The sequence below is a fragment of the Naasia sp. genome (assembly GCF_025465545.1).
Taxonomy (GTDB): Bacteria; Actinomycetota; Actinomycetes; order Actinomycetales; family Microbacteriaceae; genus Naasia.
This window is the reverse complement of sequence record NZ_JAODMK010000036.1, coordinates 51,929-66,347: the sequence shown is the minus strand read 5'-3', so window position 1 is coordinate 66,347 and position 14,419 is coordinate 51,929. Positions and strand designations below refer to the sequence as shown.

15 protein-coding genes are annotated in these 14,419 nt (G+C 68.7%); 13 read left to right on the top strand and 2 right to left on the bottom strand.

Features of this window, described 5'->3' with window-relative positions:
- Positions 1 to 196: 196 nt before the first annotated feature.
- The 12 genes from JWR33_RS09455 to JWR33_RS09400 all read left to right on the top strand — a co-directional run bounded on the left by JWR33_RS09455 (position 197) and on the right by JWR33_RS09400 (position 9,710).
- Entirely contained in the window at positions 197 to 1,798 is a 1,602-nt protein-coding gene (locus JWR33_RS09455) for an ABC transporter substrate-binding protein (RefSeq protein ID WP_297411395.1), read from the top strand.
- On the top strand, positions 1,795 to 2,757 hold the full coding sequence (locus JWR33_RS09450) for an ABC transporter permease (RefSeq protein WP_297411393.1): 963 nt from the start codon (positions 1,795 to 1,797) through the stop codon (positions 2,755 to 2,757). The genes JWR33_RS09455 and JWR33_RS09450 overlap by 4 nt, the downstream gene beginning before the upstream one ends.
- Positions 2,754 to 3,620: an ABC transporter permease gene (locus JWR33_RS09445; RefSeq protein ID WP_297411391.1), complete on the top strand. Its 867-nt coding sequence runs from the start codon at positions 2,754 to 2,756 to the stop codon at positions 3,618 to 3,620. Before JWR33_RS09450 ends, JWR33_RS09445 begins: the two co-directional genes overlap by 4 nt.
- Positions 3,617 to 4,339, top strand: coding sequence for an SDR family oxidoreductase (locus tag JWR33_RS09440; protein ID WP_297411389.1), 723 nt, complete (start codon positions 3,617 to 3,619; stop codon positions 4,337 to 4,339). The genes JWR33_RS09445 and JWR33_RS09440 overlap by 4 nt, the downstream gene beginning before the upstream one ends.
- Before the next feature lie 20 nt (positions 4,340 to 4,359).
- The gene (locus JWR33_RS09435) at positions 4,360 to 4,815 is read left to right on the top strand and encodes a nuclear transport factor 2 family protein (protein ID WP_297411387.1); all 456 of its coding nucleotides are present in this window, start codon (positions 4,360 to 4,362) and stop codon (positions 4,813 to 4,815) included.
- Positions 4,816 to 4,955: 140 nt separating this feature from the next.
- The gene (gene pyrH / locus JWR33_RS09430) at positions 4,956 to 5,687 is read left to right on the top strand and encodes a UMP kinase (RefSeq protein ID WP_297411385.1); all 732 of its coding nucleotides are present in this window, start codon (positions 4,956 to 4,958) and stop codon (positions 5,685 to 5,687) included.
- 74 nt (positions 5,688 to 5,761) lie between these two features.
- A complete protein-coding gene (gene frr, locus JWR33_RS09425; RefSeq protein WP_297411383.1) occupies positions 5,762 to 6,316 on the top strand; it encodes a ribosome recycling factor in 555 nt (184 codons plus the stop codon).
- A 21-nt stretch (positions 6,317 to 6,337) separates the two neighbouring features.
- A complete protein-coding gene (locus JWR33_RS09420) occupies positions 6,338 to 7,294 on the top strand; it encodes a phosphatidate cytidylyltransferase (RefSeq protein WP_297411381.1) in 957 nt (318 codons plus the stop codon).
- Between the two features lie 42 nt (positions 7,295 to 7,336).
- Positions 7,337 to 7,888 (top strand): DivIVA domain-containing protein, encoded by a 552-nt coding sequence (locus JWR33_RS09415; RefSeq protein ID WP_297411379.1) that lies wholly within the window; start codon positions 7,337 to 7,339, stop codon positions 7,886 to 7,888.
- A gap of 160 nt (positions 7,889 to 8,048) precedes the next feature.
- Entirely contained in the window at positions 8,049 to 8,657 is a 609-nt protein-coding gene (locus tag JWR33_RS09410) for a lytic transglycosylase domain-containing protein (protein ID WP_297411377.1), read from the top strand.
- Between the two features lie 49 nt (positions 8,658 to 8,706).
- Positions 8,707 to 9,000, top strand: a complete 294-nt coding sequence (locus tag JWR33_RS09405) for a hypothetical protein (RefSeq protein ID WP_297411375.1) — start codon at positions 8,707 to 8,709, stop codon at positions 8,998 to 9,000.
- Positions 8,997 to 9,710: an alpha/beta fold hydrolase gene (locus JWR33_RS09400; RefSeq protein WP_297411373.1), complete on the top strand. Its 714-nt coding sequence runs from the start codon at positions 8,997 to 8,999 to the stop codon at positions 9,708 to 9,710. The genes JWR33_RS09405 and JWR33_RS09400 overlap by 4 nt, the downstream gene beginning before the upstream one ends.
- 15 nt (positions 9,711 to 9,725) lie before the next feature.
- On the opposite strand, the gene JWR33_RS09395 is transcribed toward JWR33_RS09400, so the two are convergent.
- Positions 9,726 to 10,775, bottom strand: a complete 1,050-nt coding sequence (locus tag JWR33_RS09395; protein WP_297411371.1) for an AI-2E family transporter — start codon at positions 10,773 to 10,775, stop codon at positions 9,726 to 9,728.
- A gap of 22 nt (positions 10,776 to 10,797) precedes the next feature.
- A complete protein-coding gene (locus tag JWR33_RS09390; RefSeq protein ID WP_297411369.1) occupies positions 10,798 to 12,288 on the bottom strand; it encodes a DivIVA domain-containing protein in 1,491 nt (496 codons plus the stop codon).
- A 328-nt stretch (positions 12,289 to 12,616) separates the two neighbouring features.
- Between JWR33_RS09390 and JWR33_RS09385 the strand changes: the two genes are divergently transcribed.
- The gene (locus JWR33_RS09385) at positions 12,617 to 14,416 is read left to right on the top strand and encodes a hypothetical protein (protein WP_297411367.1); all 1,800 of its coding nucleotides are present in this window, start codon (positions 12,617 to 12,619) and stop codon (positions 14,414 to 14,416) included.
- Positions 14,417 to 14,419: the final 3 nt, after the last annotated feature.

Sequence of the window (14,419 nt, the reverse complement as noted above, 5' to 3'; positions counted from 1 at the left end):
GTCACCATAGCTCAGCGGATTCGCCAGTGCGGAGCGCACATTTCGGGGTCGTTTCGCACCTGTTGCGAACAAGTACCGATCAGGAGCACGGGCCTGTCCGCCCATGAAGGGGCCCGTATTGTCGGAATCAGCGGAGGCCTCCGGAGTTCCGTCCCGACCCCAGCCACGCCCTGATGCACTGCCAGAAAGCTGAAACATGCTCCGCAAGACCGTCACTGCCGCTGCACTCCTCCTCACCTCGGTCGCCCTCCTGACGGGCTGCGCCCCTGCGCAGGCGCCGTCGGCGCCGGTCCTCACGGGGCCACCCGTCACCGGCGGCACATTCCACATGGCGCTTGCCAGTGACCTGCCGACGCTTGACCCGGCCCAGGCCGGATATGACGCCACCTCGTGGTCGATGGTCGTTGCGGTGTTCTCGTCTCTCGTCGACTACGACGAGGGCCTTGGCGTCACAGGCGACCTCGCGGAGACCTGGACTGTCAGCGAGGACGGACTGACCTACGCTTTCCAGTTGCGAGACGGGCTGAACTTCTCGGACGGCAGCCCGCTGACCACCGACGACATCCTGTTCAGCTTCAACCGGCTCCTCGATCCGGACACCGCGTCGCCCGGCTCCTATCTCTTCTCGAACATCGCCGGGGCGGCGGACTACATGGACGGGAGCGCTGACAGCATCAGCGGCATCACCGCGCCCGACAAGTCCAACGTCGTCATCGAGCTCGTCGAGCCGCAGCCATACTTCGCCAACATCCTCGCGATGCCGTATGCGCGCATCATGAGCGAGGCCCAGGTGAAGAAGTACCCGGAGGACATCTCGCAGCACGCCCTCGGTTCAGGGCCCTTCACGGTGGAGAGCCTGACTCCGGGGCAGGAGCTGGTGCTTGCACGCAATCCCGCGTACTTCATCCCGGGGAAGCCCTACCTTGACAAGGTTCAGGTCGATCTGAACGTGAGCGACCAGACCCGCGTCCTGGAGTTCCAGCGCGGGGACCTGAGCATCACCGACGTCCCTGCCGCGGCGTACCAGGAACTCGTCCAGGGCAAGGACTTCGCCCCGTACGTGGTGCAGAACGAGGACGCGACCACCTACTTCCTCGGCATGAAGAACAACCAGGCGCCGTTCGATAGCGCGGAGGTGCGGCAAGCCCTGAACTACGCGGTCGACAAGGATCGCCTCGTTCAGCTTCTGAACGGGCGCGGAACGGTGGCCAGCCAGCTCACGCCGCCGCCGCTGCCCGGCTTCGACCCCGACGCGAAGGGGTACGAGCACGACGTGAAGAAGGCCAAGGACCTGCTCGCCCAGGCAGGGTACGCGGACGGCTTCAGCAGCGAGATCCTCACGGTGAACGACGAGCAGAGCATGCGCGTCGTCCAATCCATCTCGGCCGACCTTGCCAAGGTGGGCGTGGATGTGACGATCAATGCAGTGGACCAGAGCACCTTCTATGCGACCGTGGGCGCCGAGGACCAGGCGCCGATGTTCTTCACCTACTGGCTCAACTACTACCCCGACGCCTACGACTTCTTCGCCAGCTTGCTGCTGCCCGAGAACGCCGGCGGATCGAACATGTTCTACTACTCGAACCCGGATGTCGAGGCCAAGATTCGCGAGTTGTCGAGTCTTACCGAGGGTCGGGCGGAAGCGATCCAGGCGCTCGACGCGGAGGTGACGGCCACCGCGCCCTTCGTCTACCTGTATCACTCGATCACCCAGAATGTGCGCCAGTCGGATGTCTCGTACTACATCCATCCTGTGCATCTCTGGCGCTTCGCTGACTACTGGATCTCAGGGGAGTGACCCTCACCCGACCTCGCGCAGTCGTCCCGGCCTCCGGCTTCCCCCGATTCCTCGCCGGCCGCCTGGTCTGGCTGCTCGCCGCCGTGGTGGTCGTCGTCTCGGCGACGTTCGTGCTGATTTACGTCATCCCCGCGGATCCGGTGTCGGCGGTGCTCGGGGGCCGGATCCAGGCCGACCAGATCGAGGCGATCAAAGCGCGATACGGCTTCGATCTTCCGATCTGGCAGCAGTACCTTCGGTTCTGGGGCGGACTGTTCCGGGGCGACCTGGGGTTCAGCTTCGCGACTCAGCAGGACGTCGGGCAGGCCATCGCCGCGCGGGCCGGCGCAACCGCGGCTCTGGCCGTCGCGGGGCTGCTGCTCAGTCTCCTGATCGGAGTGGGCACCGGCGTCTTCGCGGCGCTGATGCGGGGCACCTGGAAGGACCGGGCGGCCATGGGCACGGTGGTCCTCGGTATGGGCGTACCGCCCTTCCTGATGGGTCTCGTTCTCGTGTTCGTCTTCGCGTATCTGCTACCGGTGTTCCCGGTGAGCGGCTATGGCAGCGCCGCCCACCTCGTGCTGCCGGCACTCACCATCGGACTCACCGGTGGCGCCTACTACGCGAGGCTCCTGCGCGGCAGGCTCGTCGAGGTGATGGACGCTGACTTCGTCCGAGCGAGTCGTTCCCGGGGCATGCGCGAGAGCGCGGTGTTCGTGCGGCACACGCTGCGCAACTCCTTCCTCCCGGTCCTCACCTGGATGGGCATGGACCTGGGTTATTTCCTGTCCGGTGTCATCGCAGTCGAGGCCATCTTCGCGTGGCCGGGGATCGGCACCCTGGCCTACCGGGCCATCACCGATTACGACACCCCGATGATCGTCGGCACAGTGCTGGTTTCCGCGGTCGCAATCGTGACCGTCAATCTGATCATCGACCTGGTCTACCCTCTCCTCGATCCGCGGATGGCTCATCGATGACCGCCCTCATGCAGGGCCCTCTCGTCGCACTGGCCCCTCCACGCGCCAGCCGCCGCCCGCTGGTCGGCGGTGTGGCGTTAGCGCTCCTGGTTGTGCTCTTCTACGTGCTGCCGACCCCTTACGACCCGAATGAGCAGCTGGCCGATGGCCTCAGCCCCATCGGCTTCCCCTTGGCTCCCGGCTGGACTCACCCCTTCGGCACCGACCCGCTCGGCCGTGACGAGCTGAGCCGGGCGATCGTGGGTGGGCGCCTGTCGCTGCTGATCGGCGTCGTGGGAAGTCTTGTAGCGACCGCGATCGGCAGCCTCGTCGGGCTCCTCGCGGGATCGACCGTCGGCTGGCTCTCGAACGGACTGATGCGCTTCACCGACATCTTCATGGCCTTTCCGTACCTGCTGCTCGCCGCCGCCCTGCAGTCGGTGCTCGGGCCAGGCATCGGCAACCTCCTGCTCGTCGTGGGTGCGGTCTCCTGGGTGAATGCTGCCCGCGTCGTCACCGCGCAGGTGCGCGCAGAGTCGAGCCTCGACTACGTGGCGGCGCTGAGGACGCTCGGCGTTCCCCGGTGGCGTGTCCTGCTTCGACACCTGCTGCCGAACATCTCCCCGCAGGTGATGGTGCTGTTCACGACCGGCATCTCGTACACGATCCTGCTGGAGGCGACGCTGAGCTTTCTCGGTCTCGGCATCCAGCCGCCTACTGCCACCTGGGGAAACATGATCCGGGAAGGTCAGGCGTACTTCTCCAGTGCCCCCTGGCTGGTGCTCGCCCCCGGTCTCCTGCTTGTCGTGGTCGTTACCGCAGTGAGCCTGATCAGTGACGCGGTGTCCGACCGCTCATCCAAAGGATTGAAGGGATTCCGATGACCAAGCAGTTCGCGGTCGTTACCGGGGCGACCGGCACGATCGGGCGGGCCATCGTGGCGGCGCTCTCGGAGGATTTCCAGGTGCTGGGCATCGATCGATCGTCCGGCCCCGGCATCATCGCGGCCGACATCAGGGATCGAGCAGCACTTGAGCGGGTGGCCTCTGACATCACTGCGGACGGAGGGCAGATCGGGGCGCTCGTGAACAACGCGGGAGTCTTGACCATGGGCTCCTTCTTCGACCTCACCGAGAACGACTTCGACGAGGTGTTCTCCGTGAATGTGACCGGCACGGCCGTCGCCAGCCAGGTTTTCGGCAAGCGCATGGCGGAGCGCGGCTCCGGACGGATCGTGAATATCTCCTCGTCCGCCGGCAAGGTGCCGCTTGCCGACCAGGCCCACTACTGCGCCTCGAAGGCGGCGGTGATCATGCTCACCCGCGTCATGGCGCTGGAGCTGGCCGCCTTCGGTGTCCAGGCCTACTCGGTATGCCCGGGCGCTGTTGATACGGCCCTGTTCCGTCAGTGTCTGGACTGGACAGCCGAGCGGGACGGCGTCGACGCGGAGGCACTGCTGGCTGGGTGGCTCGCCCCGTCCCGGATCGGCCGCTTCGTGGAGCCGGAGGAAATCGCGGGACTGGTGCGGTACCTGACACGCGGCCCCGCCGAGGCCATGACCGGCCATGCGATCAGCGTGGACGGAGGAGTGGCACCGTGGTGACTGAGCGATCGACTCGCGAGGTGATTGAGGCGATCTTCGCGGACGCCGAGGCGGGGGACGTTGACGCCGTGTTGCGCTGGTGGGCCGACGACGGCGTCCTCGAGGACGTCACGATCGGCCGGGCGTTCACCGGCAAGTCCGAACTGCGACCCTACCTGAACTGGTATTTCGCCGCCCTCCCTGAGGTGCGGTACGTCCCCATCCGGATGCTCGTCGACGGCCTCGATGCAGTGGTCGAGTGGTGCCAGACCTCTCCGGTGGTGGGGGAGTTCGACGGCGTCGCGCCGAGTGGACAGATTCTGGAGCTGCACGCGATCGACGTATTCCACGTGGAGAACGGACTGATCGTCCACGAGTCATCGTGGTATGGAGACGGGTGGTTCCGTCAGCGGCTGCACGGCATGCCGGGCCTCACACCGGCGCTTCCGGTGACGCCGCCGTTGCAGGCGAACGGAACGCGCTTCGGCAGTGCCTAGAGTCGGCGCCGACCCCACCGATGACCAGGGGCGGTGCGAAGCAGGCCCGGGTCCTGGGGTCGGTCCCCTCGCCCGGCCTGCTGAGACGGTGCAGCCGCATCGTTCGACGCCGGTCAGGCCCCGATAGTCTGGGCCGGGCCATGAGAGAGGACACCATGACGGCGACCGGCAGACGACGGGTTCTTCTGAAGCTCTCGGGGGAGGCCTTCGGCAACGGGGCTCTCGGCGTCGATCCTGAGGTCGTCAGCGCGCTGGCACGCGAGATCGCGGCGGCGTCCAAGTCGGTCGAGATCGCGATCGTGGTCGGCGGTGGCAACTTCTTCCGGGGTGCGCAGCTCCAGCAGGGCGGCATGGAGCGCGGCCGCGCCGACTACATGGGAATGCTCGGCACCGTGATGAACGCCCTCGCGCTGCAGGACTTCCTCGAGCAGGCGGGCGCCGAGACGCGGGTCCAGTCCGCGATCGCGATGACCCAGGTGGCCGAGCCGTACATCCCCCGCCGGGCGATCCGGCACCTCGAGAAGGGCCGCGTGGTCATCTTCGGTGCCGGCGCAGGCCTGCCCTACTTCTCCACCGACACCGTCTCCGCGCAGCGCGCTCTCGAGATCCGCGCGGACGTTGTGCTGGTCGCCAAGAACGGCGTGGACGGCGTCTACACGGCGGATCCCCGCCTCGACTCCGGCGCGGTCAAGCTCGACCATGTCACCTACCAGCACGCCCTGCAGAACGGGCTCAAGGTGGTGGACTCCACCGCCTTCAGCCTCTGCATGGACAACGGGATGGACATGGTCGTCTTCGGCATCGACGGTCCCGGCAACGTCACGAGCGCCATCCTCGGCAAGGCGCCGATCGGCACCCTCGTCACCGCCTGAGCACTGCGGGGGAGTCGGGGGCGGGGGCGGCGACCCGCTTAGGATGAGACAGCTACGAACCGAAGGAGTGCGCCGTGATCCCGGATGTGCTGGCAGAGGCGACCGACCGGATGAAGAAGGCCGTCGATGTCGCCAAGGAGGACTTCTCCACCGTCCGAACGGGACGCGCCAACCCGGCGCTCTTCCAGAAGATCCCGGTCGACTACTACGGATCGCCGACGCCGCTCGCCCAGCTGGCCTCCCTGCAGAACCCCGAGGCGCGGGTGCTCATCGTCACGCCTTACGACAAGAGCGCGCTGAAGGAGATCGAGCGGGCCATCGCGACCATGCCGAACCTCGGGGCGAACCCGTCGAACGACGGCAACATCATCCGGGTCACGCTGCCCGAGCTCACCGAGGACCGCCGCAAGGAGTTCGTCAAGATCGTGCGCGGCAAGGGCGAGGACGCGAAGGTGTCCATCCGCAACATCCGCCGCCGCGCCAAGGACGATCTGGAGGCGCTGAAGGGCGAGGTGGGCGACGATGACCTGGCTCGCGGCGAGAAGGAGCTCGAGCAGGTCACCAAGGCGCACATCGACGCGATCGACGAGGCGCTGAAGCGGAAAGAAGCGGAACTCCTCGAGGTCTAGAGGCGCCGCGAAGCAGCCGAGGTGAGTGCACCCAAGCCGCCCCGCCGATGGCGGGCGCCGCGCAACAAGAACGATCTGCAGGCCGAGGTCGCCGAGCTCCAGGCTCAGGTGCGCGCCGCTCGCGAGCAGTTCGACGAGGCGCAGGAGCGGATCAACGCCCGAACCGGGCGCAACCTGCTCTTCGCCGTGGTGGTCGGCCTGGTGCTGGGGTTCGCGATGATCTTCAGCCTCATCTACCTGAAGGCGCTCTTCCTCATCGTCGCAGGCGTCCTCGTGGGCTTCGGCGCCGCCGAGCTCGCCGGTGCCCTGCGGTACGCGGGGCGGGACGTGCCGCGCACCGCCTCCGTCATCGCGTCGGTCGGTGCCCTGCCGGTCGCGTACTGGATCCCCGGTGCCCAGTGGCCCGCCCTCCTCGGCGCGATCGCCTTCGTCAGCGTGTGGCGCCTCGTCGAGGTCGCCGTCAGCCGCAATCGGCCCGACGCCCGCGAGCTGCTGCGGGACCTGGGAGCCGGCACGTTCATCCAGCTCTACCTCACCCTGCTCGCGTCCTGTGCGGTCGTGCTGACCGCGGGCGAGGACGGCCAGTGGTGGACCATGTCGTTCCTGGTCGTCGTCGTGGCGATCGACATCGGCGCGTACGGCAGCGGACTGGCCTTCGGCAAGCACCAGATGGCGCCGAAGATCAGCCCCAAGAAGACGTGGGAGGGCTTCGCCGGATCGGTTGTCGCCGCCATCCTCGCCGCCGTGCCGATGTCCGTCTTCCTGCTTCACCTGCCGTGGTATTTCGGCATCCTCTTCGGGCTCGTGATCGTCGCCACCGCCACCATGGGGGACCTCACCGAGTCGCTCATCAAGCGCGACCTGGGCATCAAGGACATCAGCTCACTGCTGCCGGGTCACGGCGGCTTCCTGGACCGGCTCGACTCGATCCTCCCGTCGGCCGCCGCAGCCCTCGCCCTGTATCTCGTTTTCGGCTGAGCCTTCCCGGGTGCGCGGAGCCGGTACGGCACAATGAGTGCCATGGCGACCACGTTTCCGCGCAGCCGCCCCTCCAAGCTCGGCTACCGGATGGAAGACGTCGACGCCTTCCTGCAGGCGGCGCGGCGCGCGTACGAGCTGCCGATCGGCGGCACCGCGACGGTGGACGCCAAGACCATCCGGCGCACCGCCTTCCCCATGGAGAAGGGCGGCTACTCGACGGTGCACGTCGACGCCGCGCTGGAGCGCCTCGAGGACGCGTTCGCCCTGCGGGAGCGGGAGCATGCCGTGAAGACGATGGGGGACAAGGCCTGGTTCGGCGAGGCCCGGTCGGCCGCGCAGGAGATCCTCGACCGGCTGGCCCGGCCCGCCGGCGACAAGTTCGATCGGGCAGGCTTCCTCACGCAGGGCTACGCGCCCCGCGACGTCGACGAATTCTGCGCTCGACTCGAGCGCTACTTCAAGGACGGGCTGCCCATCTCGGTCGACGATGTGCGCACCATCGCCTTCCGTCCGGCGCGGCGCGGCTACCTCGAGTGGCAGGTCGACCTGCTCCTCGACGCGGTGGTCGACGTGATGCTCGCCGTCCGCTGAACCACCGCGACACCCGCAAGTGCGCCGCTTCCGGGGGTCTCGGCAGGGCGTTTGCTACCATGGAGGCATCGTGGGAAAGCATGCGAGTTCGGCTGTCGCCATCCGGGCCCTCGGGCCAGTCGTTCGGCGACCCTCCTCGAGACCCGTTCAGAAGGCCCCGATGCACAGTCGCATCGCCCTCTCGCTGTTCGGATTCCTCGCCGCATTCGCCTTCCTCCTCGTCAACGTGACCGACCCGTACGCGGGCGCCACGGCCTCGCCGTACTACCAGGCAGCGGGCGCCCCGCTCACCGCCGAGCAGCAGATCCTCGTCGCCACGGCGGAGTACAAGGCCGCCGACATCCAGCGCGACGACTACACGGTGACCGAGAAGCCCAAGCCCAAGCCGGTGGTCGTCCCGCCCCCGAGCTCCAGCTCGAGCTCCGATTCCGGGTCCTCGTACACGGCACCGGTCGCCGTCGCCAGCCCCGGCTCGGCACAGGCCATCGCAGCAGACAAGGTCGCGGCGCGCGGGTGGGGCTCGGAGCAGTTCGACTGCCTCGTCGCTCTCTGGAACCGGGAGTCCGGCTGGAACGTGTACGCCGAGAACCCCTCCAGCGGCGCCTACGGCATCCCGCAGGCACTTCCCGGAAACAAGATGGCCTCGGCCGGCGGCGACTGGGCGACCAACGCGGCCACCCAGATCGAGTGGGGCCTCGGCTACATCGCCGGCAGCTACGGCAGCCCGTGCGGCGCCTGGCAGTCCTCCGAAGACCGCGGCTGGTACTGACCTCCGCCCCAGCGCCGGTCCGTCGGAACCTGTTCCGTAGGATCGAGGCATGCCGCGCAGCAACCGACCCAGAGGCTCGGGGCGCAGCGCGGAGGAGGACGACGACCTCACCCGCCTCCTCACCGGCTGGCGCCGGACGGAAGTGCGCCGCGGGGGTTCCTGGAACGTCCAGCCGATCGGCGAGACCCAGGCCACGAAGGAATACGCCTGCCCAGGCTGCGGCAAGGCGATCGAACCCGGCGTTGCCCACGTGGTGACCTGGCGCGCCGACGGCGTCCTCGGGGACGCTCGGGACCTCGCCGACCGGAGGCACTGGCACAGCGCGTGCTGGAGGCTGTCATGAGCATCGAGGTCCGGGGCGGCGTCGAGCTGCCCGCACGCCGGGAAGATATCACCCTGCACACGGATGACGGACTCAGCCTCGTCGGGGAGCTGGCTCTGCCTGAGGCGACCGCCCCGGTGGCGACGCTCGTCACCCTGCACCCCCTGCCCACCGCGGGGGGATTCATGGACTCCCACCTGCTCCGCAAGGCGGCCGCCCGACTGCCCGCCCTCGCCGGCATCGGCGTGCTCCGCTTCAACTCCCGAGGCACCACGTCCCCTCGAGGGACGAGCGGCGGCGCGTTCGGCGACGGCATCGGTGAGCAGGCGGACGTGCGCGCGGCGGTGGCCTACGCCCGGCAGCGCCGGCTCGGTCCGCTGTGGCTGCTGGGCTGGTCCTTCGGCACCGAGCTCGCCCTCAAATGGGGCCGCGACCAGCCCGTCGACGGGGTGATCCTGCTGTCCCCGCCGCTGCATCGGGCCACCCAGGCCGACGTGGCCGCCTGGCGCGACGACCCCCGGCCGGTGCTCGCGCTCATCCCGGAGTTCGACGACTTCCTGCGGCCCGACCAGGCACGCGAGAGGTTCGCCGTCGCGCCCAACATCGAGGTGGAGGCCGTGGAGGGGGCGAAGCATCTCTGGGTCGGGGAGACCTACACGCGCATCGTCCTCTCTCGGATCGTCGGTCTCCTCAATCCGGCGGCTCTGCCTCTGCCCACGGTCTGGGACTGATCCCTCGAGAGCAGTTCAGAGGTCGTTCTGGCGGGGGATCACGACCTGGCGGAAGATCAGCAGGATCGATGCCGCGACGGGGATCGCGATCAGGGCGCCGAGCACGCCCAGCAGCGTCCCGCCGGTGAGGGCGGCGATCACCACGATGGCCCCCGGCACCTTCACCGCCCGCCGCATGATGATCGGGCTCAGCAGATACGCCTCCACCTGCATGTAGATCAGGTAGTAGATGGCGGCCGCGATCCAGGTGCCTGGGGAGTTGGGGAGCAGCACGATCTGAGCCAGCACGATCACGACGGAACCGCTGAGTGTTCCGACCAGCGGGACCAGCGAGAAGACGAAGGCGAGGAACGCGAACACCACGGGCAGCTGCGCTCCGATGATGCTGAGGTAGACGAGCGACAGGATCCCGTTGCAGAGCGCCAGCGCGAACTGGCCCATCACATACCGTCCGACGGATGTGCTGATCTGCTCGGCCAGGTCCGCGAACCTTGCCCGCTTGGTGGCCGGCACGAGCTGGTAGAGGCCCGCCTTCAGCGAGTCGAGAGATGCGGTGAAGTAGATGGTGAGGATCAGGACGATGATCACGCCGAACACGCCGCCGGTGATGGCGAAGCCGATGGCGAGCACGTTGCCGCCGATCGTGCCGACGTTGCGCTGCAGGTAGGTCAGGATCTGGTCGTTGAGGTCCTTGACGTCGATGCCGTCGCCCACGAGCCTCTGCAGGTCGTCGAGGAAACCGGTGTAGCTGACGCTCCCCGAGTATGCGGTGATCTGCTCCACCAGGGCGCTCGCCTGGGTGACGATCACCGGCACGATCACGAACAGGATGCCCACCATCGCGCCGAGCACGACGGCCAGCACGATGATCACCGACAGCCAGCGCCGCATCCCGCGGCGCTCCAGCAGCGAGACCAGCGGATCGAGGCCCAGCGCCAGGAAGAGCGCCGCGCCGACGTAGGTGAGGATGGTCGAGAGCTGCCCGATCATCGTGCCGATCGCGATGGCGACGAGCACGCCGAGTCCCGCCAGCAGGCCGACCCGGAACGGGTTGAGGATCTTCACTCAGGTGCTTCTGCGCGACAGCTCAGCTGTCGGCGCTGACCTTCTCGGCGTGCTGCAGCACACCGCGCAGGTTCTCGAAGTACGCGGCGACCTCGTCGCGCTCCTGCCGGATCGCGGCGAGCCGCTCCTCGGCGTCGCGGACGAGGGAGCGGGAGCGCTCATCCGCCTCGGACACGATGGCGTGCGCACGGTCCTCGGCCTCGGTCAGCATCGTCGCGGCAGCCTCCGCTGCCGCTTCGCGCTTCACCCGGCTGTCCCGCTCGGCGGCGATCTCCAGGGTGTCGGCCTCGAGGCGCTTGTCGCCGGCACGGCGCACCGCGTCGGCCAGCTGCAGGTTGGCCTCGTCGAGATACTTCTGCGTCTGTGCCACCGCCTCCTGGTGACGCTGCAGGTACTCCTTCTCGGCCTCGTCCCGCCGGGCCTTCAGCTCGACGTCGAGGTCGAGCCGTGCCTGCTCCGTCTCCCGGGCGAGCGCCGCCCGAGTGTCGGCGACCTCGCCGGCCAGCTCCGCGCGGGCCTCCTCGATCTCGCGGGCGAAGTCGGCCCGCCGCTTGTCCAGCTCGCGCTCGAGGTCGCCTCGGGCCTTCGCGGTCTCCGAGGCGACGAGGGAGCGGGTGCGCTCGTTGTCGCCGGCGAGAGCCGCGCGGGAGGCGTCCAGCTCCGCCGCGAGTTCCGCGCGGGCCAGGTCGGTCTCGCGGGCCAGGCCCGCACGTGCGGTCGCGAGTTCGCGGGCGAGCTCCGCCCGCGCAGCGGTGAGCTCGCGGTCGGAGTCCTCGCGTGCCGCGGCGATCTCCTGGTCCAGTTCCGTGCGTGCCTCGTCGAGCTCGCGCTCCACCGCCGCTCGGGCGAGGTCCGTCTCGCGCGCCAGGCGCCCGGCGTCTTCGCGCGCCGCGGCGGTCTCCCGGTCGGCCACCGCACGCAGCTCGGCGGCCTCGCGCTCGGCGGTCGCGCGGATCGCGGCGACCTCCCGCTTGACGGTGCCGCGCGTCTCGGCGGCCTCGGTGGCCACGCTGCCGCGGATCGCGGCCGCCTCGCGGGACGCATCCTGCAGCGCCTGCTCGGCGGTGTCCTGGGCGCGCATGGTCATGTCGTCCGCTTCGGCGCGAGCCGACTCCAGGATCGCGGCAGCGCGGGACCTCGCGTCCTGGAGGGTGCGCTCGGCGTGCTCGGCGGCTTCCAGCTTGAGCCGGTCGATGTCCGCCTGCACGCCCGTGCGCAGGCGCTCCGCGTCGATGTCGGCCTGAGCGATGAGTCGCGTCGACTGCTCCTCCGCGATGCGGAGGGTGTTCTCCAGCTTGTGGCCGAGGCCGGAGTAGGTCGGGCTGCCGACCTCATCGAGCTCGGCGCTCAGGTCCTCGACCTGCGCGCTGAGCCGCTTGATCTCCTTCTGGGCCTCGGTGTAGTTGCCGTTCGCCTTGATGAGGTCCCGGCGCAGATCCTTGAGGGCCTTGTCCACCTCTTCGCGGTTGTAGCCGCGCATCGCCGGGTTGAACTGTGCGTCGTCCGTAGCCACGATCACTCCTGCCTTGCGTCGTCGGTGTCGCGAAGCGGCGCTAGCGCCCGCCACCGTCGCCCAGCTTAGACCGCGGTCCGGCGCACGGAACGGAAGCCGGAGGGCCCTGTCTGCTCGCCGCAGAGCGAACCTGTGAGCGCCTTCCGGCAGGGTCGGCTATCCTTGTGCACGTTTTTCTGCCGCCCCGGCGACTTCCTGATTGTGGGAGCGCCTCTCGGGCCTGTGCCCCCCAGTCGACCTACGATGATCGGGGCCCCGTATCCATAGCGGGCGGGCCCGTCCCGAAGCGCCGGTTCGCGCCGCGGCAGTTCGGAAGGAGTGATGTGACGTGCGGTTCCTCTCCGCCATCGTCGCCTTCGTCGTCGCCGCTGCCATGATCGCATTCGGGATCGCGCAGCGCACGGTGCTGGCACCGCCCGACCGGCTCACCACCTCGGCAGTCGCCGAGGGTGACGCCGCGTTCACCGTGATCGACGGCTCCGTGCTGAACAGCAACGCAGGACAGCAGCGGCTCGTCGTGAACGGTGCCGAGCAGATCTTCGTGGCGTACGGGCGCACGACCGACGTGATGGCCTGGCTGGGCTCCGAGTCGTACAACGCGGTCTCCTTCGACCCGAAGGCCGCGGACCTCGTCGCCGAGCGGGTCGACCCTCCCGCCGGCGCAGCGGCCGGGGACGCCCCCGCCGGGGACTCCGCGACGGGACCGAGTCCGCTGGGATCCGACCTGTGGCTCGAGGAGCGGCAGAGCGCCGGCACGCTGGCCTGGACGGTCAACGTCCCCGACGACGTGTCCGTCCTCATCGCCAGCGACGGGACGCTCCCCGCACCCTCCGAGGTGCGCCTCAGCTGGCCGCTGTCCCACTCCACCCCGTGGGCTGGCCCGCTGATCATCGGCGGAGGGGTGCTGCTCCTGGTCGGCCTGTTCCTCTATATCTGGGGACTCGTGCACATGCGCAAGACCCGCGGCCCTCGCCGCAAGTCGGGGCCCAAGCAGCGCAAGCTCCCGCAGGCGCCGCGGCCACGCGCCCAGCGGGCTGCGGTGCTCGAGCCGGCAACCACCGCGAAGGGTCGCCGCTCGTCGCGCCGCAGCATGATCGCCGCCGGCGGTCTCACCCTCGTGTCCGGACTGCTGCTCTCGGGCTGCTCCAGCCCGGAGCTCGACACACTGCTGCAGGGCGACGAGGCCCCGGTGCCCACGTCCACCGTGACCGGCGCGCCCGTCGAAGAGGTCGTGCCCGTCGCGGTGACCGAGGGGCAGCTCGCCCGGATCATCGGGCGCGTCTCCACCACCGTTGCCAAGGCGGACAAGGACAGCGACACCGATCTGCTGAAGACGAGGATGACGGGGCCCGCCTATCAGGAGCGCAAGGCCAACTACAAGATCCGCGGCAAGAACGACAAGTTCGACCCGGTCGATCCGATCCCGGCCACCCCCATCAAACTGGACCTGCCGGAGGCGACCGACACCTGGCCGCGCACGGTGATGGCGGTGGTGGGCGGCGACGACCCGCAGGTCGCCCCACTGGCACTCGTCCTCGTTCAGGACACGCCTCGGGACAACTATCTCGTCAACTACTCCATGAAGCTGCAGGCCAACGCGCCCTTCCCGGCGGTGGCGCCGCCCGAGATCGGGGCGGCCGTGCTGCAGAACGACGTCAAGCTCCTCTCGGTCCAGCCGGACCAGGTGGGGGCCGAGTACGCGGACATCCTGCTGAAGGGCAAGGACAGCAAGTTCTTCGACGTCTTCGAGGCGGAGCCCGACGGGCTTCGCTCACAGGTCGGAGCCGAGTACAAGGCGAAGAAGAAGAAGGACTTCCCGGAGACGGCGTCCCTCAAGTTCGGCAACGACACGGGCTCGGGGCCGATCCTCGCCTTCGCGAGCAACGACTCCGGCGCCATCGTGGTGACGAGCATCATCGAGCAGGAGACCGCGAAGCCGACCGCGGACGGCGCCACGGTGAACCTGGAGGGGCAGGCCGAGGCGCTGTCCGGCATCAAGTCCACCGAGACAGGGGTGCGGTCCACCTACGGCTTCCAGCTCATGTTCTACGTGCCGCCGAGCATCGATGAGGGCAAGGTCCTGCTCCTCGGCTACGCTCAGGCACTCATCGGCGTGAAGGAGCTGTGATTC

What these genes read in the sequence shown, in the direction of transcription:
- JWR33_RS09415 (WP_297411379.1), top strand. Translation starts at nt 7,337, where the DNA reads ATGGCGACCACGTTTCCGCGCAGCCGCCCCTCCAAGCTCGGCTACCGG.
- JWR33_RS09455 (WP_297411395.1), top strand. Translation starts at nt 197, where the DNA reads ATGCTCCGCAAGACCGTCACTGCCGCTGCACTCCTCCTCACCTCGGTC.
- JWR33_RS09445 (WP_297411391.1), top strand. Translation starts at nt 2,754, where the DNA reads ATGACCGCCCTCATGCAGGGCCCTCTCGTCGCACTGGCCCCTCCACGC.
- JWR33_RS09405 (WP_297411375.1), top strand. Translation starts at nt 8,707, where the DNA reads ATGCCGCGCAGCAACCGACCCAGAGGCTCGGGGCGCAGCGCGGAGGAG.
- pyrH (WP_297411385.1), top strand. Translation starts at nt 4,956, where the DNA reads ATGAGAGAGGACACCATGACGGCGACCGGCAGACGACGGGTTCTTCTG.
- JWR33_RS09400 (WP_297411373.1), top strand. Translation starts at nt 8,997, where the DNA reads ATGAGCATCGAGGTCCGGGGCGGCGTCGAGCTGCCCGCACGCCGGGAA.
- JWR33_RS09440 (WP_297411389.1), top strand. Translation starts at nt 3,617, where the DNA reads ATGACCAAGCAGTTCGCGGTCGTTACCGGGGCGACCGGCACGATCGGG.
- JWR33_RS09410 (WP_297411377.1), top strand. Translation starts at nt 8,049, where the DNA reads ATGCACAGTCGCATCGCCCTCTCGCTGTTCGGATTCCTCGCCGCATTC.